Below are 23,129 nucleotides of genomic sequence, written 5' to 3'. Positions count from 1 at the left end.
AGAGGAGGAGAGGGGCGGCGCCCCTGCCATGGGTGGGTGACAGGGGCGCCGGGGGGTACTACGAGAGGTGCTGCGGGCCGAAGGCCTGGGGGAGCATCGCGCCGAGGGTCAGCTCCCCGGCGGGGGTGTCCAGGAGCAGGCCGTCGCCGCCGAACTCGTACAGCAGCTGTCGGCAGCGGCCGCAGGGGACGATGGTCTCGCCCTTGCCGTCCACGCACACGAAGTGGGTGAGCCGGCCGCCGCCGGTGGCCTGGAGCTGGGAGACCAGCCCGCACTCGGCGCACAGGCCGATGCCGTACGAGGCGTTCTCCACGTTGCAGCCGGTGACCGTGCGGCCGTCGTCGGCCAGGGCCGCCGCGCCCACCGCGTACCCCGAGTACGGGGCGTAGGCGCGGGACATGGCGTCCCGGGCGGCGGCGCGCAGCTCTTCCCAGTCGAAGGGCACCTGCTCGGGGCTGGTCACTTGCCCTGGCCCTTGCGGTAACGCATGCCGTCGGCCTTGGGCATCCTCAGGCGCTGCGCGGAGAGGGACAGGACGAGCAGGGTGACCACATACGGGGTGGCGCTGACGAACTCGGTGGGGACGGTGTCCGTGCCGAGGTACCAGACCAGCGTGCCCGCGGCGATGACCAGGCTGATCGCGCCGGTGAGGTAGCTCTTGCGGTAGAGCTTCCAGGCGCCGAGGGCGACCAGGGCGATGGTGAGGAGGAGCAGCAGGGCGTGCACCGAGCTGCCGCCGGCCCGCAGCTGGAGGGCGTCGGCGAAGCCGAAGAGGCCCGCGCCCATGGCCAGCCCGCCGGGCCGCCAGTTGCCGAAGATCATCGCGGCGAGGCCGATGTAGCCACGGCCGCCGGTCTGGCCCTCGTTGTAGATGTGCGAGGTGACCAGCGAGAGGAAGGCGCCGCCGAGCCCGGCGAGGCCGCCGGAGACGATCACCGCGATGTACTTGTACGTGTAGACGTTGACGCCCAGGGACTCCGCGGCGACCGGGTTCTCACCGCAGGAGCGCAGCCGCAGGCCGAACGGGGTCTTCCAGAGGATCCAGAAGGTGCCGGCGAAGAGCAGGATGGCGACGATCGTGAGCAGGGAGAGGTTGGTGACCAGGCCGCCGAGGATGCCGGCGATGTCGGAGACCAGGAACCAGTGGTGGCCTTCGAGGGAGTGCAGCCAGTCGGAGACCCCGGGCACCGTGATCGAGGTGATGTCCTCGGAGGGCGGGGACTGCTTGGGGCTGCCGCCGCGCTCGGCGGCCTCACCGGCGTTGAACCAGAGCTTGGCGAAGTAGGTGGTGACACCGAGCGCCAGGATGTTGATGGCGATACCGGAGATGATGTGGTCGACGCCGAAGGTGACGGTGGCGACCGCGTGCAGCAGTCCGCCGAACATTCCGCCCAGGACTCCGGCGAGGACGCCGATCCAGGGGCTGGTCTGCCAGCCGGCCCAGGCACCGAAGAAGGTGCCGAGGATCATCATGCCCTCAAGGCCGATGTTGACCACGCCGGCCCGCTCGGCCCACAGGCCGCCGAGGCCCGCCAGGCCGATGGGCACCGCCATCGACAGCGCGGCGCTGATCTGGCCGGCCGAGGTGAGGTCCTGGGCGCCGGTGATGGCGCGCACCGCCGAGAGGGCGATCAGGCCCCCGGCGACGATGAGCAGGATGACGGGGAGGGAGAGGCGGGTGCGGCCGCCCTTGCCGCCGGAGACCTTCGGTGCGGCGGGCGGCGGAGTGGAAGTCGCCGTGGCACTCACGCCGACACCTCCTGGTTGTCGGAGTTACGGGCCTGGGCGGCGAGCTTCTCGCCCACCTGCCGCTGCTGGCGCTTGAGGCCGTAGCGGCGCACCACTTCGTACGCGATGACCACGCACAGGACGATGACGCCCTGGATGACGCCGACGATCTCCTTGTCGTACCCCTCGAACTCCAGCTTTCCGGTGCCGCGCTCCAGGAAGCCCCAGAGCAGGGCGCCCAGGGCGATGCCGATCGGGTGGTTGCGGCCGAGCAGCGCGATGGCGATACCGGTGAAGCCGATGCCGACCGGGAAGTCGCCGCTGTACTCGTAGGAGTCGTTGAGCAGGGTCGGCATGCCGATCAGACCGGCCATGGCGCCGGAGATCAGCATGGAGGTGACCACCATGCGCTTGACGTTGACGCCGCTGGCCTCGGCGGCCGAGCCGGACTGGCCCACGGTGCGCAGGTCGAAGCCGAAGCGGGTGCGCGCGAGGGTGAACCAGTAGGCGACACCGGCCAGGACGGCGATGACCAGGAAGCCCCACACCGGGTCGGGCTGGGTCGGGAAGTCGAAGAAGCGGGCGGACTCGGGCAGCGGGGTGGTGGAGACCTTGGTGCCCGCGGAGTCCAGGTGGCCCAGGCGGCCGGGCTGGAGCAGATAGCCGATGATCGCGGTGGCGATCATGTTGAGCATGATCGTGGCGACGACCTCGCTGACGCCCCGGGTGACCTTCAGGACACCGGCGATACCGGCCCACATCGCGCCGACGATCATCGCGGTGATGATGATCAGCGGGATCTGCAGGAAGCCGGGCAGGGTCAGCGCGCCGCCGAGCGCGGCGGCGAAGAACGCGGCCAGCCGGTACTGGCCGTCGACGCCGATGTTGAACAGGTTCATCCGGAAGCCGATGGCCACCGCGAGACCGGCGAGGTAGTACGTGGTCGCCTTGTTGATGATGTAGACCTGGCTGTCCGACTTGACGCCGTAGTCGAACATGATCCCGAAGGCGCTGAACGGCTCCTTGCCGGTGGCCGCCAGCACCAGTGCGGTGACCAGGAAGGCGGCCACGATCGCCAGCAGCGGGGCGGCCAGCCCGAGGAGCACCCGCTCCTTGTCGAACTTCTTCATCGGGCCTCGTCCTCCGGGGCGCTGTCGGCGGGGTGTTCCAGGTGGCCGGTCGCCGCGCCGGTCATGGCCGAACCCAGCTCCTCGGGCGTGATGGAGGCGGGGTCGGCGTCCGCGACCAGCCGGCCGCGGTACATCACCCGCAGGGTGTCGGACAGGCCGATCAGCTCGTCCAGGTCGGCGGAGATCAGCAGCACGGCCAGGCCCTCGCGGCGGGCCTCGCGGATCTGGTCCCAGATCTGGGCCTGCGCGCCGACGTCCACACCGCGGGTGGGGTGGGCGGCGATCAGCAGCTTGGGCTGGTGGCTCATCTCCCGGCCGACGATCAGCTTCTGCTGGTTGCCGCCGGACAGGGAGGCGGCGGTGACCTCGATGCCGGGGGTGCGCACGTCGTACTCGCGCACGATCCGCTCGGTGTCGGCGCGGGCGGCCTTCAGGTCGAGGAAGGCGCCCTTGCTGTTGGGCTTCTCAGAGACATGGCCGAGGATGCGGTTCTCCCACAGCGGGGCTTCCAGCAGCAGCCCGTGGCGGTGGCGGTCCTCCGGGACGACCCCGATGCCGGCCTCGCGGCGGCGCCGGGTCGGCGTACGGGAGATGTCGTCGCCGTCCAGGGTGACCGTGCCGGTGTCCAGGACCCGCATGCCCATCACGGCCTCGACCAGCTCGGACTGGCCGTTGCCCTCGACACCGGCGATGCCCAGCACCTCACCCTTGTGGATGGTGAAGGACACCCCGTCGAGCACGGCGCGGACCACGCCGTCCGGGTCGGTGGCGGTCAGCCGCAGCCCCTCCACGGTCAGCATCGGCACATCGGTGACGGTGGACTCGCGGGTCTCCGGCGAGGGCAGCTCACTGCCGACCATCAGCTCGGCGAGCTGCTTGGTGGTGACGGTCTTCGGGTCGGCGCTGCCCACCGTCGTACCGCGCCGGATGACGGTGATGTCGTCGGCGACGGACAGCACCTCGCCCAGCTTGTGCGAGATGAAGATGACGGTCAGGCCCTCGGCCTTGAGCTCGCGCAGGTTGTCGAAGAGCGCGTCGACCTCCTGGGGGACCAGGACCGCGGTCGGCTCGTCCAGGATCAGGATGCGGGCGCCGCGGTAGAGGACCTTGAGGATCTCCACCCGCTGGCGGTCGGCCACACCGAGGTCCTCGACCAGCACGTCGGGGCGGACCCCGAGCCCGTAGGCGTCGGAGATCTCGCGGATCTTCTGCCGGGCCTTGTCGCCGATGCCGTGGAGCTTCTCGGAGCCCAGGACGACGTTCTCCAGGACGGTGAGGTAGTCCGCGAGCATGAAGTGCTGGTGCACCATGCCGATGCCGCGGTCGATGGCGTCGCCGGGGTTGTGGAAGACGGCCGGCTCGCCGTTGACCGAGATCGTGCCCTCGTCCGGCTTCTGCATGCCGTAGAGGATCTTCATCAGCGTGGACTTGCCGGCGCCGTTCTCGCCCACGAGGGCGTGCACGGTGCCGCGGCGCACGGTGATGTCGATGTCGTGGTTGGCGACGACCCCGGGGAATCGCTTGGTGATGCCGCGGAGCTCTACGGCGTGGGTGGTGGGACTGCTGGACGCGTTGATGGCGCACTCTCCCTAGACAGCAGCGGAGGAGCAGGGGGGCGGAGAAGCAGGGCGGTGGTGGCGAAAACTACCGTGCCGACGCGCTCACTTCGCCGGGCTACGCGCGTAGCATCGCCAAACTGTTCTGCGGACGGCCGGCTTGGCCGTCCGGTGGTCGGGCGGCGGGGTCGCCGTCCTGCGGTGGGGGCGGCGGAGTCGCCGTCCTCACGGGGGTGGTGGGGGCGGCCAGGGCCGCCATTACCGTTCCGGCGGCCGGGGCCGCCTTTGCGGTGTTCCGCGGGAGGGGTGGCGCGGGGTGCGCCGCCGCTTCGCGGACAGTGAGCGGGGCCCGGGTGGCCGAAGTCCCCCCGGGCCCCGCTCGACCGCCGTGTCAGAGGGTGGTCGGCACCTTGATGGAGCCGTCCACGATCTTCTTCTTGGCCTCGTCCAGCTTGGCCTGGATGTCCTTGAGGTGGTCACCCGTGGTGGTCAGGCTGACCCCGTCCTCGGCCAGCGAGTAGGAGTTGGTGCCGGTCTTCGGCTTGCCGTCCTTGACCGAGGTGATCAGGTCGAAGACGCCGCTGTCGACGTTCTTCACCACCGAGGTCATGATCGAGTTGCTGTACTTGGCCAGCGCCGGGTCCTTGGCCTGGTCCGAGTCCACGCCGATCGCCCAGGTGCCGGGCTTGGCGGCGACGGCCTCGATGGCACCGGCGCCCGAGCCGCCCGCGGCGGCGAAGATGACGTCCACACCCTTGTCGAGCATGCCCTTGGCGGCGGCGCGGCCCTTGTCCGGGGCGCCGAAGCCGGAGAGGTCGGTACCGGTGGAGAGGTACTGGACCGTCACGTCGGCCTTGGGGTTGGTGTCCAGGGCGCCCTTGCGGAAGCCGGCCGCGAACTTCTTGATCAGCGGGAGGTCCACACCGCCGATGAAGCCGACCTTGCCGTCCTTGGACTTCAGCGCCGCGGCCACACCCGCGAGGTAGGAGCCCTGCTCCTCGGTGAAGACGATGGAGGCGACGTTCTTCTGCTCGGAGGCCGAGTCGATCAGACCGAAGGTCGTCTTCGGGTACTTGGCGGAGACCTTGTCGATCGCGTCCTTGTACGCGAAGCCGACGCCGATCACCGGGTTGTAGCCGCCCTCGGCGAGGGAGGCGAGGCGCTGCTCGCGGTCGGCCGGGGTCTCACCGCTCTTGGCGGTCAGCTCCTTGGTCTCGGCCTTGTACTCGGCCTTGGCCTTGTCCAGGCCGCGGGCCGCGGAGTCGTTGAACGAGTTGTCGCCACGGCCGCCGACGTCGTAGGCCATGCCGACCTTGAGCTTGCCCTCGTCAGAGCCGCCGGCCTCCGTGGAGGACTGGCCGCAGGCGGTGGCGGTGACGGCGAGTGCCGCGGTAAGGGCACACGCGGCGGTGATCTTGGATACCCGGCGCACGAGGAGGGGTCCCTTCAGGATGACCGAAAGCGCCTCTTCCGGCGCTGGTTTCGCGGCGATCGTAACGCGCGTAGATGTCAGTTAAAGACCTGTTCAGCAGTCGTTATCGATTCGTCGCGGATGGAGACGCATTGCCACCGTGGGTGACGCCTCGGGCGCTATCGGCCACGGAGCGCGATGCCGGAGGGGGCAGCTTTCGGACACGCTGAGTGAGCGGGGCGGGGTGCGGGGGGGCGAGGCTACGGGGGGGGTGGGGGTTACGGAGAGGGGCGGGGCGCCCGGTCGCGCGCCCCGCCCTCTCCGTAACCGGTCGGCCTCCGGGCCTCACACCACCGGCGGCGGCTCCATCAGCGCGGCGGCCGTGAACAGCTCCACGCCGACCTGGATGGCGCGTTCGTCCACGTCGAAGTTGCCCCGGTGCAGATCGAGTCGGGCGCTGTCGCCGGGGCGGCGGACGCCGAGGCGGGCCATCGCGCCGGGGACGTGCTCCAGGTACCAGGAGAAGTCCTCGCCGCCCAGGCTCTGCTCGGTGTCCTCCACCGACTGCGGGCCGAAGCGCGCGGTCATCGCGTCGTGCAGATGCTGCGCCACCTCGGCGTCGTTGACCACCGGCGGGACGCCCCGGACGTACTCGATCTGGCACTTGGCGCCGTGCAGCTGGGCGACCTCGTCGATCGCCGCGTACACCTGGTCCGGCGCGTCCCGCCAGGCGGACAGCTCCAGGCAGCGGACCGTGCCGCCCAGTTCGGCACGCTGGGGGATGACGTTGGGGGCGTGGCCGGCCTCGATACGGCCCCAGGTGAGGACCAGTCCGGAGCGGGCGTCCACCCGGCGGGCCAGCAGCGCGGGCGCGTCGGCGGCGACCCGGGCCACCGCGGTGACCAGGTCGGTGGTCAGATGCGGGCGGGCGGTGTGGCCGCCGGGCCCGTCCAGGACCACATCCAGCCGGTCGCAGGCCGAGGTGATCGGCCCGGTGCGCAGCCCGATCCGGCCCACGTCCACCCGGGGGTCGCAGTGCAGGGCCATGATCCGCCCGACACCGTCCAGCACCCCGGCGTCCACCGCGGTGATCGCGCCGCCCGGCATGACCTCCTCGGCCGGCTGGAACACCAGCCGGACCGGGTGCGGCAGCAGCCCGCGCTTCTCCAGGTCGGCCAGCACCAGCCCGGCGCCGAGCACCACCGTGGTGTGCACATCGTGCCCGCAGGCGTGCGCCCGGTCGGGGACGGTGGAGCGGTACGGGACGTCCGTCTTGGTGTCCGGGATGGGCAGCGCGTCGATGTCCGCCCGCAGCGCCAGCATGGGACGTACGCCGTCCCAGGTGCCGATGTCGCAGATCAACCCCGTACCGCCGGGCAGGACCCGGGGACACAGCCCGGCCGCCTCCAGCCGCGCCTTGATCGCGGCGGTGGTGCGGAACTCCTGGAAGCCCAGCTCGGGATGCATGTGCACATCCCGGCGGAACGCGATCAACTCGGCGCGCAGCGACTCGGGCAGCGTGCCGAGGAGGGGCGTTCCGCCCGGATCGTCGGTTTCGGGGTCGCGGGACATCAATTGGTTCACCCATGAAAGGGTAGGCGTGATTCGGGCCCAACTAACGTGTGATCTACAAAACTTCAGCCCTGAAGGGGAAAGAAAAACCCGTCCGGAGGGCTTGACGGCCGTTTGGGGTGGGTAAGCTCACGCGTTTCCGCCCCGAAGCCGGTCAAACGTTCCCATTGCGGGAGAAGTGCGCGGGAAGTGCGGCAGGTGACCGAAGGACAGCGTGTGGTGACGATCGAGCGCCCTCCGTACACCCCCTGTGCCGCCGGGTGACCGAAAGTGCGCCCCGGTGCCGGGTGACCGGAAACGCGCCCCTCCCCCCGGGGCACGCCGGTCACGCCTCCGCCGCGCGGTGCGTTCCGGTGAAGGGGATGCCGTGGGCGGCCCGGGCGGAGTCGGCGACTCCGGCCAGGAAGCCGCGGGCCCGGTCGGTGACCGTGGAGCGGAGCCACTCCGGGGCTATCGGGCAGACCCGGATCGACACCCCGTCGCCGGCCAGCACCAGCGGCAGGGTGTGCACCACGGTGGACGGGAAGCTGAGCACGGTCCGGGCCACGGGCCCGCGCCGGGCGATCAGCTCCAGCGGCAGATCAGGGCGGACGATCTCCAGCCCGGTCTCCACCGCGATCCGGTGCAGCTTCTCCGCGCTCTCCCGGCGGTGCGCGAAGTAGCGGCGGCCGCCGTGCGCCACGGCCAGCGCCCCGACCGCCGCGGTGTAGCGGTCCAGGTCCACCACCCCGGTCTCCACCAGCGAGGTGCCCACCAGGTCGGCGCCCTCGGTCAGCCGGGGCGGGCCGAGCCGGGAGCGGGTCCAGACGAATCGGTTCTCCGTGATCACCGTGCCCTCCGGGGCCGCCTCGACCGGCAGCGCGGTGAACACCTCCACCTCGCGGCCCCGCCCCGGCGCCAGCTTCCGCCGGGCCAGCGCCGCCAGCGGGGCGAGCGCCAGCTCGCGGGGCCCGCGGCCGCCGCGGCGGTGCCAGCGCACCAGCCTCTCGCCGCGGGCCAACTGCGCCAGGTACTCCAGCGTCGCCGTACCGTCGTCCACCACGGTCAGCCGCCGCGCCCCGAAGAGCGCCAGCAGCAGCTGCACGTACCGCGAGAACGGGTCGCCGACCACCACCCGCTCGGCGTGGGAGATCAGCGGGCCCAGCTCGCGCAGCGCCTGGAGCACGGCGACCCCGTCCTCCCGGGCGTCCTGCCAGCGCACCGCGTACCCCTCGTCCCGGGCCAGCCCGGCGATCCGCCGCAGCTGGCCCCGGGACATCGGGTCGACCGGCGAGAGCACGACCACCTCGGGCCGCGCCCCGCCGGCGTGCGCCCACTCCAGCACGTTCAGGAACTGGACCGGGCTCTCCACGAAGGCGACCGGTGACCCGGCCTCCGTACCGCGGCGGACGGCTGTCATACCGCGGCCGCGACGCGCCGGAGCTTCTTCATCGGACCGAGCTCCGAGTCGTAGACCTTCTTCACGCCGTCGCCGAGGGCCGCCTCGATGGTGCGGATGTCGCGCACCAGCCGGACCAGGCCCTGCGGCTCGACGGAGGCGGCCTGGTCGGAGCCCCACAGGGCGCGGTCCAGGGTGATGTGCCGCTCCACGAACGTGGCGCCGAGGGCGACCGCGGCCAGCGTGGTCTGCAGGCCGGTCTCGTGGCCGCTGTAGCCGATCGGGACGTTCGGGTACTCGCGGTGCAGGGACTCGATGACGCGGAGGTTCAGCTCCTCGGGCACCGCCGGGTAGGTGGAGGTGGCGTGGCACATCACGATGTTGTCGCTGCCCAGCACCTCCACCGCGTGGCGGATCTGGCGCGGGGTGGACATCCCGGTGGAGAGGATCACCGTGCGGCCGGTGGCGCGCAGCGCGCGCAGCAGCTCGTCGTCGGTGAGGGAGGCGGAGGCCACCTTGTGGGCGGGCACGTCGAACTTCTCCAGGAAGGCGACGGCCTCGGTGTCCCACGGGGAGGCGAACCAGGCGATACCGCGCTCCTCGCAGTGCGCGTCGATGGCGCGGTACTCCTCCTCGCCGAACTCCACCCGGTGCCGGTAGTCGATGTAGGTCATCCGGCCCCAGGGGGTGTCCCGCTCGATGTCCCACTGGTCGCGCGGGGTGCAGATCTCGGGGGTGCGCTTCTGGAACTTCACGGCGTCGCAGCCGGCCTCCGCGGCGGCGTCCACCAGCGCCAGGGCCTTGTCCAGGTCGCCGTTGTGGTTGATGCCGATCTCGCCGGTGATGTAGACGGGCCGACCGGGGCCGACGGGGCGGTTGCCAAGGGTGCGCAGACGGTTGTCGCTCATGGGGGTTCTTTCCTTACTCAGGGACGTACGAGGGGGGACGTGCGGATCTACGGAAAGGAGGGGGGTCAGGGGGTGGCGGGGGCGGCCGGGTGGTCGAGGGTGGGGCCCAGCAGCCAGGCGGCGATCTCGCGGATCGCGCCCTCGCCGCCGGGTGCCGCGGTGACGGCCCGGGCGGCGGCCCGTACCGCGTCATGGGCGCTGGCCACCGCCACCGGCCAGCCGACCAGGGCGAAGCAGCCCAGGTCGTTGGCGTCGTTGCCCGCGTAGAGCACCCGGGTGGGGTCCACGCCCTGCTCGTCGCACCAGCGCTTGAGCGCCAGGTCCTTGCGGTCCACGCCGTGCAGTACGGGGACGCCGAGCTTGCGGGCGCGGGCGGCGACCACCGGGTTCTGCTCGGTGGAGAGGATCAGCAGCCGCAGCCCGGAGCGGCGCAGCGCGGCGGTGCCGAGGCCGTCGCCGCGGTGCACGGCGACGAACTCGCGGCCGTCGGCGTCGATCAGCACCCGGTCGTCGGTCTGGGTGCCGTCGAAGTCCAGGACGACCGCGTCCACGTCGGTCAGGGTCGGGGTGGACACCGGGTCCAGCAGCGGGGCGAGCACCCGGGCGCGGGCCAGGTCGTGCGGGTCGTCGATCTCCAGCACCCGCGCCGGGTCGGTGACGGCCAGCGCGGTGCGGCCGAAGAAGCGGTGCCGGTGGGTACGGAACCCGGCCGCGTCCATCGCGTACGCGGCGCCGGTCTCCAGATACTCCGGCTCCCGGTCCTGGCGGCGGGGGCGGTGGGCCTTGTCGTGGTTGACCCCGACCGCGTTCCCGTCGGTACGGGGGGCGGCGGGGGCGGAGGCGGAGACCGGGGCCCGGTCGGCGGTGACCCCGTGGGCGCCGGAGGCGCCAGCGGCGGTGGCCATGGCGCGGTCGGCGCCGGCATCGGCGCCCGGGGCGGAGGCGGTGGCCCCCGGTACGCCGGAGGCGCTGCTGGCGGCCCCTTCCGCGCCGAGGGCGTCGGCCCCCGGGGCGCCCGGGGCGTGGGCGGTGCCCGGGGCGGCGGACGCCTCCGCGTTCCCATCGGTACCGGAGGCGGCGGCCCCGGCGGCATCCGTACCGCTCCTCCACAGGAAGCCGTGCGAGGCGGCCGCCGTCAGCGCGGAGTCGGCGCCCTCGTCCAGCACCCGGGCGGTGACCGCGTCCACGTCCTCGGCGGTCAGGAAGGGGCTGGTGCACTGGACCAGCAGGACCACGTCGGCGGCCCGGCCCCGGGCGGCCTCGAAGGTGTCCAGGGCGTGCAGTACGGCGGCCTCGCTGGTGGCGGCGTCACCGGAGAGGGCGGCGGGGCGGTCCACCGGCTCGGCGCCGGCCGCGCGGGCGGCGGCGGCGATCTCCGGGTCGTCGGTGGAGACCACCACGTCGGTCACCCGGGCGGCACCCCGGCAGGCCCGTACCGCCCGGGCCACCAGCGGCACCCCGCCGATCCGCGCCAGGTTCTTCCCGGGCACGCCCTTGGAGCCGCCCCGGGCGGGTATCACCGCCAGCACCAGCGGGCGGGCGCCCGGCTCCGGGGTGGCCACCAGCGGGCGGTTCGGTTCAGGGGTGGTGGTCACAGCTCTCCCAGGCGGCGGATCACCGGGGCGACGCGCTGCACCCCGTGGCGGTAGGCCCCGCGTGCGGCGTCCCGCAGCACGCGCCGGGCCCGGGAGGGCGCCGGAGACGGCGGGGCATCCAGACGGTGGCGGGCCAGCACGCCCGGCAGGTAGCCGGGGGCGGTGGCCGTCGTGTAGTAGGGCCGCGGCGGCGGCAGTACGGGCTCCCCGAGCAGGGTCAGCACCCGGTCGCGGGCGGCGTCGAAGGCCCGCTCGTAGGAGGGGGAGGAGCCCGCCGGGTGGACGCCGTGGTCGGCGAGCCACTCCCGGTCCGGCTTCGGGCGGTGGTCCTCGTCCAGGTGGTCGAAGGAGGCCAGCAGCCCGGAGCCGATGAAGTGGTGGTTGCCCAGGGCCTCGCGGACCCCGAAGTCGGTGAGGATCGCGGTCGGCACGCCCCGGTGCAGGGACTCAAGCGCGGCCGTGGAGGAGACGGTGACCAGCAGGTCGGTGCGGTCCAGCAGCTCGCCCATGTGCCCGTAGGCGAGGACCAGGTTGGGCGGCAGCGGGCGGCGGGCGGCCAGCCGCTGGTACGGCAGCTCCTCGATGTGCGTGGTGTGCTCGCCCGGCTTGGAACGCAGCTTCAGCACCACCTCGCGCCCCGGGTGCAGCTCGGCGTGGCGGACCAGCCGGTCCAGCAGATACGCCCGTTCGGCCCGGCTGGCCGGCACCGACGGCTGGGCGGCGAAGACCAGGGTGTCCCGGCCGGACTCCGGCGTGTACGGGGCTCCGCCGAGGAACGGCAGCGCGGCCCGGACGACCGCCGAGGCGTCGGCACCCACCCCCTGGTACACCGCGCGGAAGCGGCGGGCGTCGGCGGCCGAGTTGGCCAGCACCACATCGGCGCCGTGCCGCAGCAGCAGCCCGTCGGCCAGCTTCTCGTAGACCACCCCCACATACCCGGTGACGATCACCGGGCGGCGGGCGAGGCCGAGCGCGGCCACTCCGTGCAGCACCGCCTGGACGGTTCCGCCGACCAGGGCGAGCACGACCACGTCGTACCCCTCGTCGGCGAGCACCCGCAGGAACTCCGCCCCGGTCACCTCGCGGGGCGCCGGCCCACTGCCGCCCGCCGCCGCCCCGCTGCCCGCCGTCTCGGCGAGCTGGCGGGCGGTGGGAGTGGCGCGGCCCCGCAGGAGGTAGCCGTCCGGCCGGGTACCGGCCGGGGTGATGCGGCGCGCGGTGAGGGCGCCCCATTTCCATCGGGTGTCGGAGTCGGCGAGCACGGCGACCCGCACCGCCTCTCGGTTGGGTGATGGCACGCCGAGGACGTTAGGAAGGCACCGGCCCCGGCGGCCCAACTACGCCGCAACAAAGGGTGAACAGCGTTTTGCCGGAACCGAGTTGGCCACGGTGCCGCCCACTGTTCACCGTCCGGCCGCCTCCCGGTGGGCGCCCGTGGCGGACGGCCTGCCTAGCGTCGTGCCCGTGGTCAAGCTCTCCGTCGTCGTGCCGTTCTTCAACGTGCAGACATACGTCTCCGACACCCTGCTCGCGTTGCGCGCCGACGCCCGCGAGGACATCGAGTTCCTCCTCGTCGACGACTGCTCGACGGACCGGACACCCGACATCCTCAAGCGGGCCGCCCGCGAGCTGCCCGGCGCCCGGCTGCTCACCCACGAGGTGAACAAGGGCCTGGCCAGCGCCCGCAACACCGGGCTCGACGCGGCCCGCGGGGAGTATCTGGCGTTCCTGGACGGCGACGACTGGACGGCCCCGGGCCACTTCACCGGGCTGCTGGCCGCCATCGAGGAGCTGGGCTGCGACTTCGTCCGCACCGACCATGTGGTGTGCACCGGCAAGGCCCGCAAGATCGCCCGGGTGCCGGTCGGCCGGCGAGGGGTGGTCCTGAAGCCCCGGGAGGCGATACTCCCCGCCGACCGCTCCACCTCCGTGGACTACCCGTACGCCTGGGCCGGGATGTACCACCGGCGGCTGGCCGACCGCGGGCTGCTGCACTTCACCGACGGGCTGCGCACCGCCGAGGACCGGCCGTGGATCTGGCGGCTGCACCGGGAGGCGGAGTCCTTCGCGGTGACCGGGCCGCGCGGGGTGCCCGGCGGGCTGGGCCTGTTCTACCGGCGCGGGGTCGCCACCTCGCTCACCCAGATCGGTGACGTCCGCCAGCTGGACTTCCTGCGCGCCTTCGACCAGGTGCTCAGCGAGACCGCGGCCGACCGGGACGCCGAACGCCTGCTGCCGAAAGCCGTACGCACCTACTGCGCGATCACCGCCCACCATCTCGGCAACGCCGACCGCTTCGAACCGGCGGTGCTGCGGCAGCTGCGCACCCGCGCCGCGGCGGCGCTGCGCCGGATGCCCCAGCCGATGCTGGACGCCACGCTGGACGCGATGGACGCCGAACGGGCGATACGGCTGCGCAGACTGCGGCGGCGCGCGACCGGCGCGGCCCGGGGCGGCGGCGCCCGCGCGGAGGTGGCGGCATGACCACCCGTATCCTCTGCGCCTCCACCCTCTACGGGGCGGTCACCCTGGCCGCCGCGCTGGACAGCGGCTGCTTCGGCCCCGCCGACCGCACCCTGCTCCTTGTCACCAACAACGCGGCGATACCGGAGACGGCCACCCCGCTGGACCGGATGCCCGGCTTCGAGGCGCTGCGCGACCGGTTCGACGGGGTGCTCTCCTGGAACGAGGCCATCGCCCCCTTCCACCCCTCCGGCTGGAGTCCCCGAGGCGGCGACGTCCCCCTCTGGGAGCGGTATCTGCGGACGCTCTGGGAACTGGGCGACGACCCGGTCGAGTTGGGCGTGGAATCGCTCCAGGTCTCCCCCGCCCTCTCCGTCACCCGGTGCTTCCCCGACGCGCCGATCGATGTCTACGCGGACGGGCTGATGAGCTACGGCCCCACCCGCAACAAGCTGGACCCGCTGGTCGGCGAGCGGGTGCGGCGGCTGCTCCACCTGGACCTGGTCCCAGGGCTGCGCCCACTCCTCCTGGCCGAGTTCGGGACCGTGCCCGAGGTGATACCGACCGCGGCCTTCACCAAGGTGGTGGCCCAGCTGGAGGAGGCCCGCCCGGAGTCGCGGGCCGAGGCGGCCGAACCGGGCGGCGGCGCCCTGATCCTGGGCCAGTACCTCTCCGCCCTCTCCATCCTCACCCCCGAGGAAGAGGCGGAGCTGCATCTGAGCATGGTCCGCGGGGCCGTCGAGCAGGGCCACACCCACCTCCTCTTCAAGCCCCATCCGCTGGCCCCCGCCGCCTGGAACGAGACCCTGGAGCAGGAGGCCGCCGCGCTGGGCGCGGAGCTGACCGTGATCGACCGGCCGGAGCTGGCCGAGGTGCTGCTGCTGCGGCTGCGGCCCGCGCTGGTGGTGGCCTGCTTCTCCACCGGGCTGTTCACCGCGGCCCACTTCTACCGGGTGCCGGTCGCCCGGATCGGCACTGGTCTGCTGCTGGAGCGCCTCACCCCGTACGAGAACAGCAACCGCATCCCGGTGACGCTGGCCGACGCCCTGCTGCCCGACCTGGCGGCCGGCCGCTCCGGCCCGCCGTTCGCCGCCGCCGACCCGCTCGGCCCGGCCTGCGGCAATCTGCCGGGCCTGGTGGCGGCGGTCGGCTTCGCGATGCAGCCCAGGATCCGCCCCGACCTGCGCACCGCCGCCGAGCGCTTCCTCGGCGCCCATCTGGACGAGACCGTCCGCCGCTACTTCAAGCGCCGCCGCCTCACCGCCCTCGGCCTCCCCGGCGGCCTGCCGATGCCCCGCCGCGCGGTGGTCCGCCGCCTCTCCCGGCAGCCCGCCGTCCGCCGGGTGGCACGGCGGGTGCGCAAGGCGGTGGGGAAGTAGGGACGGTTACGGCCGGGGGGGGCGGTACGGCCGGGGGGCACGGCCGGGGGCGGTACGGACTGGGGGCACGGCCCGGGGGGGTACGGGCCGGGTGCACGGCCGGGGGCGGTACGGGCCGGGGGCACGGCCGGGGGGGCGGTACGGGCCGGGGGCGGTACGGGCCGCAGGCCTTTGCCGGCACCGTACCGCCCCCCTTACGGCCCCGGGCCAGTGGTCCGGCGCCCCCGTGGTGCCGGACCACTGATCCGCGGCAGGCAGGCGCCTCAGGCGCGGGTGACCGGCTCCTGGAGTTCGGTCACCCACCGCGTACGGTCCTCCGGCACCTCCAGATACAGCTCCCGGGCGTAACCGGCGGACCGGTAGCCGTTGGCGTCGACCCAGGTGGCCAGGGTCTGCACGGTGGGCAGCAGCGCGTCCATGGCACCGCGGTGCACCACCGTCGCCGCCTCGTCGAGGCCGGGCAGCACGGTGAGCTCGACCCCGGGCACGGCCACGCCCTCGGGCACGGTCATCCCGGCGTGGACGACGATCGAGCCGTCACCCGCGGGCGCGTCCTCGTAGTAGGCCACCCCCGGCCCGTACTCCCGTACCCCGGCGGCGTCCAGCCGCTCGCACAGCTTCTCGTACAGCGGGCCGATGACGGGACCGATCTGATCCGGTCCGAACCCCGCCGCGACGGCGGTCAGCTCGGCCAGCCGTACCGCCGGCACCTTCTTGACCACGACGTCCTGGGTGGACATACGTCCCTCGCTCTCGATGGCCCGGAGCCTCGCCGCGACGCCCGCCAGCCGCGCGGCCGCCTCCGCCATGGCGCTCTCCAGCTCGGCCTGGCGCAGCCGCAGCATCCCGCGCAGTTCCTCGGGGCCGACCTGCTCGTCCAGGATGGCCGCCACCTGTTCGAGGGTGAAACCGAGGTCCTTCAGCGCGATCACGCGGTTGAGCCGGGCGAGCTGGGCCGCCTCGTAGAAGCGGTAGCCGGTGTGCGGGTCGGTGCGGGCGGGGTGCAGCAGTCCGATGGCGTCGTAGTGGCGCAGCATCCGGACCGAGACCCGGCCGTGCCGGGCGAAGTCTCCGATGGTGAACATGACGCCCCCTACGGAACGGCCTGACACGGTGTGAGGGTCAAGCATCGCCCGGAGGGGGCCGGAGAAGAGGGGGCGCGGGCGGGACCGGGGGAACGTGTCCCGCCCGCGCCAGATGCGCTGAGCCGTAGGTACGGGGGGAACCCCGGCTCGATGCGCTGCCGATGACCAGTCGGCTCACTTACTACTGCGCCGGGGCGCCGAAAAACGTCACACCCCTGCGGAGAACTACGACAAAGCGCTGGTCAGCGCGGGTGCGGCGGGGCGCGGTGAAATGAACGGACGGGCCACGGAACCCTCCCGGCCGCGCGTCGGCGCATCCCCCCGACCGCCCCCATCGCCCTTACCGCCCTTGCCCTTACCGTCGTCGCCGTGCCCCCAGCCGCTGCCGGGGAGGCCGCTGCCCGGCAGACCGCTGCCCGCGCCCCCGCCGTCGCCCGTGGGGCCGTCCAGCAGCCGGTCGCAGAACCGCTCGATATTGGCGCGGCCCCGGGCGTCCGACTCCAACGCGGCCTTGCGGCCGTTGTCCAGCTTCCCCGACCGGTAGTCCCGGCAGGCCTGCACGGTCCGCTCCAGCCAGTTCGCGCCCACGCTCGGCTTGGGCTGCTCGCTCCCGCCCTCGCCGGGCTCGGTGCCCTCCGGCTCCTTGTCCTCCTCGGTCCGCTCGGGCACCGGATCCGCCGGGCCGGTGCCACCGGGCCGGGGCCGGCCGGGATCGCGCTCCTGGCTGCCGGTGCTCGGGCCGGGCGGGCTCGACACCGGCGGCCGCCGCCGCTCCGGGGCCTGTGGCACCTCGGGGTCGACCGGCTGAGCGGTGCCGGTCTCGGTCGGCCGGACGGGCGTGGCCGAGTCGGACGGGGCCGGCTCGGCGGAGACGGTGGCGGCGGGCAGCGGTTCGGCGCCCTTGCCGAGCACCGGGAGCACCCCCGTACCGGCGGCGACGGCGACCCCGCCGACCGCGAGCCCCGCCACCGAGGCGGCCAGCCCCCACCGCATCCCCCGCGCCCAGCCCGGACGCCGGGCCGACGGCCGACGGGCCCCCGCACCGGCACCGAGCCGTACCGGACCCAGCTCCGCCCCGCGCGCGGCCTCGCTGCCCGCGGTCGTCTTTCGTCCCGCCCGGAAGGCGGCCAGCGCGGCGTCCTCGCCCGGCAGCTCCCGCCCGGGCGTGGGCCGCGGGGCATGGGCGGCCCGGACCGCCGCCAGCGCCTCGGCGAGCCGCCGCGCCCGCTCCGCGGAGGTTCCGGAATCACCGGGGTCGACGGGGTCGACGGGGGTCGGGAGGCCGACGCGGTCACCGCGCAGCAGCCTCTCCGCCACGTCATGGTCGAGCCATGCGTTCCGCTCGTCGGCCATCACAGTTCCTTCTGCGTCCGCGAGCGCCAATGCGTCACACCGGTGCGGGCCATGGACCCCACCCGCTGCCTGCGCTGCGGCGGTACGCCCTCCAGCGGGCCCGCCGGGTCGGTGACGCCACCGGAGGCGGCGCGGCCGCCCGGGTCCATCAGCTCGGCGAGCCGCTTCAGCCCGCGGTGCGCGGCCGTGCGCACCGCCCCGGGCCGCTTGCCCAGCGTCTCGGCCGCGCTCTTGGCGTCCAGCCCCACCACCACACGCAGGATGACGGCCTCCGCCTGGTCCTGCGGGAGTTGCGCTATCAGGTTCATGGTGCGGCCGGTGGCCAGCGCCTCCATGGCCTCGTCCGCGGTGTCGGACTCGGCCGGCTTGTCGGTGAGCTCTGTCTCGTCGCCGCCGATGGCGGGGCGCCGGCCGCGCATCCGCAGGTGGTCCAGGGCCCGGTTGCGGGCGATACGGGCCGTCCAGCCGCGGAACCGGTCGGCGTCCCCGCTGAACCCGCCGAGGTCGCGGGCGATCTGCAGCCAGGACTCGGAGGCCACGTCCTCCGCGTCGGCGTCGCCCACCAGCGTGCGTATGTAACCGAGCAGCCGCGGGTGTACGGCGCGATACACAGCACGGAACGCGTTCTCGTCACCGTCCTGTGCCGCGAGCACCGCGGCGGTCAGCTCCGCGTCGTCCCCCAGCACTTCCCTTTACCTGTCCATCATCGCGGCGGGTCACCCACCGCCGCCTCGCGCGGCGCGCAGCAGCACGCTACGTGGTCATCCGGCATCACGTCCATGTCCAGTAGAACGTGCAACATTCTCCCCCGGCCCCCGTCCACGGCCGGTGTGACAGAAAACGCAGCCTCGGCGCTGAAGGGAGTACGGGGCCGTACCGCGGGCCCGTGGACGACCGGGGCCTCTCCTGTGGGGGGTGGCGGCCCCGGTCGTCTGTAGTTTCCGGGCCCGTCCCGGCCCAGACCGCGATCACTCCGCCGGTCCGGGGCCCTTCCGCCGGTTGGCCTGGAATCGCGCCTTCTTCTCGCGGTTCCCACAGGTGTTCATATCGCACCAGCGGCGGGTGCGGCTCCGGCTGGTGTCGAAGAAGGCGGCCCGGCAGGTCGGTGACGCGCACAGGGCCAGCCGTCCGTCCCGTTCGCCCGTGATGACGCTGATCGCATCGGCGGCGATCACGCCCAGAGCGTCCTCCACGCGAAGCGCCGCGCCGGGGTCCGCGCCGAGCCGCCACCGCCGCTCGCCCTCGGGTGTCAGGGTCGCCACCGCCCGGCCGTGGGCGCTGCGGTCGTTGATGACCCGCACGGCGGAGGCGGGCAGGGGGTCCTGGAGCGCGGCCGCCGTCGCGGCGGCATGGATCGACTCCCTCAGCTCCCGGGCGAGGTCGAGCTGGGCGGGGGTGCAGGAGTCCACGTCGAGGCCGTACACCGCCAGCCAGTCGACCAGTCGGTGCGGCACCGGGATGCGCTCCACGGCGTCGCCATGACGCTCGGACAGGGTCCCCGTGAAGCTGGTCGCCAGCACGCTGCCGAGGCGGAAGTCAGGGAACTCAGCACGCATGGAACCACCATAGCCGGTTGCGACCTGACCTCGATCACTGTTAGAACCGTCTAAGCCGGTTCCACCGTGAATCAGGAGGTCGATCTCATGCCCCGCCCCACCAGCGATGTGTACGCCTTCGAAGCCCGCGCGACTGACGCCGACCTCGATGATCTGCGCGCGCGACTGGCCGCGGCGCGACTACCGGAGGCCGAGACGGTCCACGGCGCCGCGCCCGGCCCTCGCCGCTGGGACCAGGGCGTTCCGCTGGCCGACCTCACCGACGTCGTGGAGTACTGGCGCACCGGGTACGACTGGCGGTCGTTCGAGGAGCGCCTCGACCGGATCGGCCAGTTCCGCACCACCGTCGACGGTCTGGGCATCCACTTCCTGCACCGCCGGTCGGCGCGCGCGGACGCCACCCCGCTGCTCCTGACGCACGGCTGGCCGGGCAGCGTCGCCGAGTTCGTCGACGTGGTGGACGAGTTGGCGGATCCGGCGGACGCGGACGCGCCCGCGTTCCACGTCGTGGCCCCGTCGCTCCCGGGCTTCGGCCACAGCGACAAGCCGGCCGCCACCGGGTGGGGGACCGAGAAGATCGCGGCCGCATGGGTGGAGCTGATGGGCAGGCTCGGTTACGACCGGTTCGCGGCCCATGGCGGCGACTGGGGCGGGGTCATCACCACGGTCCTCGGCGGCAGGTTCCCCGAGCACGTTCTCGGCATCCACTCCACCCTCGCGCAGGCACCGCCCGGGCTGTCCATGGACGGGCTGACGGCGGAGGAGCGCCGGTGGGCCGAGGAGACCCGCCGTTTCTGGCGCCACCGGGCGGCGTACGCCAAGCAGCAGGCGACCCGGCCGCAGACCATCGGCTACGGGCTCGTGGACTCACCGGTCGGGCTGCTCGCCTGGATCCTGGACAAGTTCGCCGAGTGGTCCGACACCGAGGACAGCCCGTTCGAGAGGATCTCCCGGGACCGCGTCCTGGACGACGTCACCCTGTACTGGCTGACGCGGACCGGCGCTTCGGCGGCCCGTATCTACTACGAGAGCCACGACTCGCTCGATCCCGAGCTGCGGGTGGACGTCCCGGCCGCCATCACCATGTACCCCCGTGACATCGAGAAGTGCCCGCGCCCCTGGGCCCAGGAGCGGTACCGGCAGATCGTCCGCTGGAACGCACCCGAGCACGGGGGGCACTTCCCCTCGCTGGAGGTGCCCGAGTACTTCGTCCAGGACTTGCGGGAGGGCCTCGCGGCAGTGCTGGCCGCGCACGGCCGCCGCGGGTAGCCCGTAGGCCGAGCCCGCCCGGCGCCTCAGTCCCGCCTGATCTCCGCCAGGATGCCGGTGGCGCCCTGGTCGAGCAGATCGGCCGCCACGGCGGCGCCGAGCTTCTCCGGGCCGTCGACCGGGCCCGCGCCGACGGCCGTCACCTGCCGGTCACCGGTCAGCGAGGTGACGGTGGCGGAGAGGTGCAGCAGTCCGTCGTCGCCGATCCGGCCCCAGGCGCCGACTGGTACGGAGCACCCGCCGTGCAGCTCGGCCAGCAGGGCCCGCTCGGCCCGCACACACGCGTCGACCTCAGGGTCCCCGGTCCGCGCCAGCAGTTCGGCCGCCGGGGATCCGGTGCGGACCTGGATGCCGAGCGCACCCTGCCCCGGGGAGGGCGGGAAGGCGAGGGGGTCGAGCACCTCGTGCACCTCGGGGGTCAGACCGAGCCGGCTCAGCCCCGCCGCGGCGAGGACCACCGCGTCCAGCGGGCCCCTGGTGGCCTTGGCGAGCCGCCCCGGAACGTTTCCGCGGATCGGCTCCACCCGGAGGTCGGGGCGCAGCGCCAGGAGCTGCGCCACCCGGCGCGGGGCGCCGGTCCCGACCCGAGCCCCCGGCCGGAGGCCCGCGAGCGTGGACCCGCACAGCACATCCCGTACGTCCTCACGCGGGCCGGGCGTCGTCAGCAGCAGCGTGCCCGCCGCGACCGAGGTGGGCAGGTCCTTCAGCGAGTGCACGACCACATCGACCGCCCCGCCCAGCAGGGCCGCCTCCTGGTTGCTGGAGAACGCGGACCCGCCCGCCGTCCTGGCGACCTCCGCGAGCGTCGGGGTCACCCGGTCCCGGTCGCCGCCCTCCAGGATGGTCTCCCGCTTGAAGGCCACCCCGGGAAACCGCTCGGCGATCGGCGCCAGCCACTCCGCGACCTGCGCCCTCGCGAGCCTGCTGGCTCGGGAACCGATGCGTACCACGTCGCCCATTCGGGTCAACTCCTCCGCCGGCGGGATGTGTTGACCGGCCACCCTACTGACACCGGAAGCAGGCGGATTCCGACACCTTGTCACCAAAGGCGAGGCTGCCGATGGCGTTCCCACCGCGCCCTCACGGCGGGAGGGCGCGGCTGGGGTCACCCTCCGTAGAGGGTGGCCAGGTCGACCAGAAGGAGATCGGCACGGCGGTCGGCCAGCTCGACCAGGTCGGGGTGGAAGCCGTGCAGGGAGTACAGGGCCAGCGTCGTGGCGGCGGTGTCGTACCCCTGGTCGCCCAGCAGGGTACGAATGCGTTCCAGGCGTTCCAGGTCACCGGTTCCACGGCGGGCAGCGGTCGCCTTGGCCTCGCCCAGCAGGGCGATCCTCGCGCGAGGAGCCTGCGGGCGCTCGCCGGCAGCGAGAGCGACGACATCGACCTCGTGCTTCGTCCGGGCGGCCGGGTCGGCGACCTCGGTGGTACCGACCGGGCCGGGCAGTCCCCCGGGCAGCAGGGTGTGGGCGTATCGACGGGTGAAGTCGCGGGCCAGGTCCTCGAAGTGCGGCCCGAGGATCTTGGAGTTGAAGGTCGGAGCAGCCTGCTGCCACACCTGCTCGGCGAACCCCTGCTCCACGGCGGCGGCCTGCGGGAGGGTGATGAGCTGGTTGAAGCGGATAACGGGGTCGGCAAGGGTGATCACGGGATGCCTGGAGCGGAGGATGTCCTGTTCCCGCCGGACGTAGCCGGTTGATTCCAGCACTCCGAGCGGATGGGCGACGGCGTTGCGCGGGCGCTCCAGGGCCGCACCGATCTTGCTGGGGGTGGTCGCTCCGTGCGCGATCGCGGTGAGCATGTCGTAGTACAGCGTGTGCTGGGTGATCCTCGGATCCTCGCGCAGCAGGTACTCGGTCTCGGTACGCGAGTACACCGCCCGCCCCGGGTCGAGCAGCGTCCGGGTGAGCCAGGTGTCGAAGCCGTCGTCCGGGTGCGGCCGGGCAGCCACCGGCCGGTACCCGGGGGCCCCGCCCAGGACCGCGTGCACCTTGAGCGCGGTCAGCGGGTCGGCGATCTGCCAGAAGGCACGGCTGTCGCGGTAGTCGAAGGCGCCCAGCCGCAGATCGACCACGGCACGTCCGCGCAGCGGCTTGGTCCCCGAGAGCAGCTCGTGCATGACGCTCATCGCAGAGCCGCACAGGACCAGCCTCGGCCCCGGACCGGCACCGGGCCGGGCGCCTCGCTGGCGTTCGTCGTAGAGCTGTTGCAGCAGGCCCGGGATCTCCGGCGAGTGCTGGAGCAGGTACGGCAACTCATCGATCACCAGCAGCGGGTGCGACGAGCGGGTGGTCACGTCCAGGGCGCTGGACAGCACGTCACGCCAGTCGGTCAGCCGGAGGCTCCCCGGCCGCAGACCGGCGTGGGCGGCGACCGCTTCACTGAACCGCTGGATCGCGGGCAGCCGCCCCTCCTCCCGGACGGCCGTGACATACAGTCCGCCGACCTGCTCGGACAGTGCTTGCAGAAGGTACGACTTCCCGTACCGCCGCCGCCCCGACACAATGCCGAGCCGCATCGCCGGATCCGGGTCGGCGAGGAACTCCGCGAGCAGGCTCCACTCGCGGTCCCGGTCGACCACGTCGTCCGGCTTGATCGGCACACTGTTGCTCACTCGGTCTCCCGACAAGTCCACTACGACGGTTTACGTCTAAGTCTACTTCGACACTTTTCCAGCGGATGCGGATAGACCCGGCACGGGCGCGGAAACGGCCACGGCCGGCCGCGGCCCGGGGGTCCGGGTGCGGCC

General features: G+C 73.2%; 19 protein-coding genes. 3 read left to right on the top strand and 16 right to left on the bottom strand.

Annotated elements, in window-relative coordinates; genetic code table 11:
• Positions 1-58: 58 nt before the first annotated feature.
• The 10 genes from ABZ945_RS20005 to ABZ945_RS19960 form a co-directional block, all read right to left on the bottom strand.
• A complete protein-coding gene (locus tag ABZ945_RS20005; RefSeq protein ID WP_361271052.1) occupies positions 59-463 on the bottom strand; it encodes a cytidine deaminase in 405 nt (134 codons plus the stop codon).
• Positions 460-1,749: an ABC transporter permease gene (locus ABZ945_RS20000; RefSeq protein ID WP_361271049.1), complete on the bottom strand. Its 1,290-nt coding sequence runs from the start codon at positions 1,747-1,749 to the stop codon at positions 460-462. Before ABZ945_RS20000 ends, ABZ945_RS20005 begins: the two co-directional genes overlap by 4 nt.
• Complete coding sequence (locus ABZ945_RS19995; RefSeq protein ID WP_361271046.1) at positions 1,746-2,858, bottom strand: ABC transporter permease; 1,113 nt, start codon at positions 2,856-2,858, stop codon at positions 1,746-1,748. The genes ABZ945_RS20000 and ABZ945_RS19995 overlap by 4 nt, the downstream gene beginning before the upstream one ends.
• Positions 2,855-4,387: an ABC transporter ATP-binding protein gene (locus ABZ945_RS19990; protein ID WP_361271308.1), complete on the bottom strand. Its 1,533-nt coding sequence runs from the start codon at positions 4,385-4,387 to the stop codon at positions 2,855-2,857. The genes ABZ945_RS19995 and ABZ945_RS19990 overlap by 4 nt, the downstream gene beginning before the upstream one ends.
• A gap of 418 nt (positions 4,388-4,805) precedes the next feature.
• Positions 4,806-5,846 (bottom strand): BMP family ABC transporter substrate-binding protein, encoded by a 1,041-nt coding sequence (locus ABZ945_RS19985; RefSeq protein ID WP_361271044.1) that lies wholly within the window; start codon positions 5,844-5,846, stop codon positions 4,806-4,808.
• 324 nt (positions 5,847-6,170) lie between these two features.
• A complete protein-coding gene (locus tag ABZ945_RS19980) occupies positions 6,171-7,397 on the bottom strand; it encodes an amidohydrolase (protein ID WP_361271305.1) in 1,227 nt (408 codons plus the stop codon).
• A 325-nt stretch (positions 7,398-7,722) separates the two neighbouring features.
• Complete coding sequence (locus ABZ945_RS19975) at positions 7,723-8,796, bottom strand: hypothetical protein (protein WP_361271042.1); 1,074 nt, start codon at positions 8,794-8,796, stop codon at positions 7,723-7,725.
• Complete coding sequence (locus ABZ945_RS19970; protein WP_361271041.1) at positions 8,793-9,683, bottom strand: N-acetylneuraminate synthase family protein; 891 nt, start codon at positions 9,681-9,683, stop codon at positions 8,793-8,795. Before ABZ945_RS19970 ends, ABZ945_RS19975 begins: the two co-directional genes overlap by 4 nt.
• 65 nt (positions 9,684-9,748) lie before the next feature.
• Complete coding sequence (locus ABZ945_RS19965; RefSeq protein ID WP_361271302.1) at positions 9,749-11,245, bottom strand: NTP transferase domain-containing protein; 1,497 nt, start codon at positions 11,243-11,245, stop codon at positions 9,749-9,751.
• A gap of 29 nt (positions 11,246-11,274) precedes the next feature.
• Entirely contained in the window at positions 11,275-12,576 is a 1,302-nt protein-coding gene (locus tag ABZ945_RS19960; protein WP_361271039.1) for a DUF6716 putative glycosyltransferase, read from the bottom strand.
• Positions 12,577-12,742: 166 nt separating this feature from the next.
• Between ABZ945_RS19960 and ABZ945_RS19955 the strand changes: the two genes are divergently transcribed.
• Together ABZ945_RS19955 and ABZ945_RS19950 are read left to right on the top strand one after the other, a co-directional pair.
• Entirely contained in the window at positions 12,743-13,762 is a 1,020-nt protein-coding gene (locus ABZ945_RS19955) for a glycosyltransferase family 2 protein (RefSeq protein WP_361271037.1), read from the top strand.
• Positions 13,759-15,120, top strand: coding sequence for an alpha-2,8-polysialyltransferase family protein (locus ABZ945_RS19950; RefSeq protein WP_361271034.1), 1,362 nt, complete (start codon positions 13,759-13,761; stop codon positions 15,118-15,120). The genes ABZ945_RS19955 and ABZ945_RS19950 overlap by 4 nt, the downstream gene beginning before the upstream one ends.
• A gap of 263 nt (positions 15,121-15,383) precedes the next feature.
• On the opposite strand, the gene ABZ945_RS19945 is transcribed toward ABZ945_RS19950, so the two are convergent.
• The 4 genes from ABZ945_RS19945 to ABZ945_RS19930 all read right to left on the bottom strand — a co-directional run bounded on the left by ABZ945_RS19945 (position 15,384) and on the right by ABZ945_RS19930 (position 19,114).
• Entirely contained in the window at positions 15,384-16,205 is an 822-nt protein-coding gene (locus ABZ945_RS19945; RefSeq protein ID WP_361271031.1) for a MerR family transcriptional regulator, read from the bottom strand.
• Between the two features lie 225 nt (positions 16,206-16,430).
• A complete protein-coding gene (locus tag ABZ945_RS19940) occupies positions 16,431-17,558 on the bottom strand; it encodes a hypothetical protein (RefSeq protein WP_361271028.1) in 1,128 nt (375 codons plus the stop codon).
• Positions 17,558-18,244, bottom strand: coding sequence for an RNA polymerase sigma factor (locus ABZ945_RS19935; protein WP_248632349.1), 687 nt, complete (start codon positions 18,242-18,244; stop codon positions 17,558-17,560). The genes ABZ945_RS19940 and ABZ945_RS19935 overlap by 1 nt, the downstream gene beginning before the upstream one ends.
• A 282-nt stretch (positions 18,245-18,526) precedes the next feature.
• Positions 18,527-19,114 carry a CGNR zinc finger domain-containing protein gene (locus ABZ945_RS19930; protein ID WP_361271026.1) on the bottom strand — a complete coding sequence of 196 codons (588 nt, stop codon included), beginning with the start codon at positions 19,112-19,114 and terminating at the stop codon, positions 18,527-18,529.
• An 87-nt stretch (positions 19,115-19,201) separates the two neighbouring features.
• Here ABZ945_RS19930 and ABZ945_RS19925 point away from each other — a divergent pair, with 87 nt between their 5' ends.
• Positions 19,202-20,383, top strand: a complete 1,182-nt coding sequence (locus tag ABZ945_RS19925) for an epoxide hydrolase (protein WP_361271023.1) — start codon at positions 19,202-19,204, stop codon at positions 20,381-20,383.
• 26 nt (positions 20,384-20,409) lie between these two features.
• Here ABZ945_RS19925 and hemC read toward each other — a convergent pair whose 3' ends face one another.
• Both hemC and ABZ945_RS19915 read right to left on the bottom strand, forming a co-directional pair.
• On the bottom strand, positions 20,410-21,342 hold the full coding sequence (hemC, locus tag ABZ945_RS19920) for a hydroxymethylbilane synthase (RefSeq protein WP_361271020.1): 933 nt from the start codon (positions 21,340-21,342) through the stop codon (positions 20,410-20,412).
• Positions 21,343-21,488: 146 nt separating this feature from the next.
• Positions 21,489-22,994, bottom strand: coding sequence for an ATP-binding protein (locus tag ABZ945_RS19915; protein ID WP_361271018.1), 1,506 nt, complete (start codon positions 22,992-22,994; stop codon positions 21,489-21,491).
• Between the last annotated feature and the right edge of the window lie 135 nt (positions 22,995-23,129).

It is taken from the genome of Streptomyces sp. NPDC046887, assembly GCF_040644755.1.
In the GTDB taxonomy this organism is placed as follows: domain Bacteria; phylum Actinomycetota; class Actinomycetes; order Streptomycetales; family Streptomycetaceae; genus Streptomyces; species Streptomyces lichenis.
The sequence above is the reverse complement of the archived record's forward strand: the minus strand, read 5'-3'. Positions and strand labels throughout refer to the sequence as shown.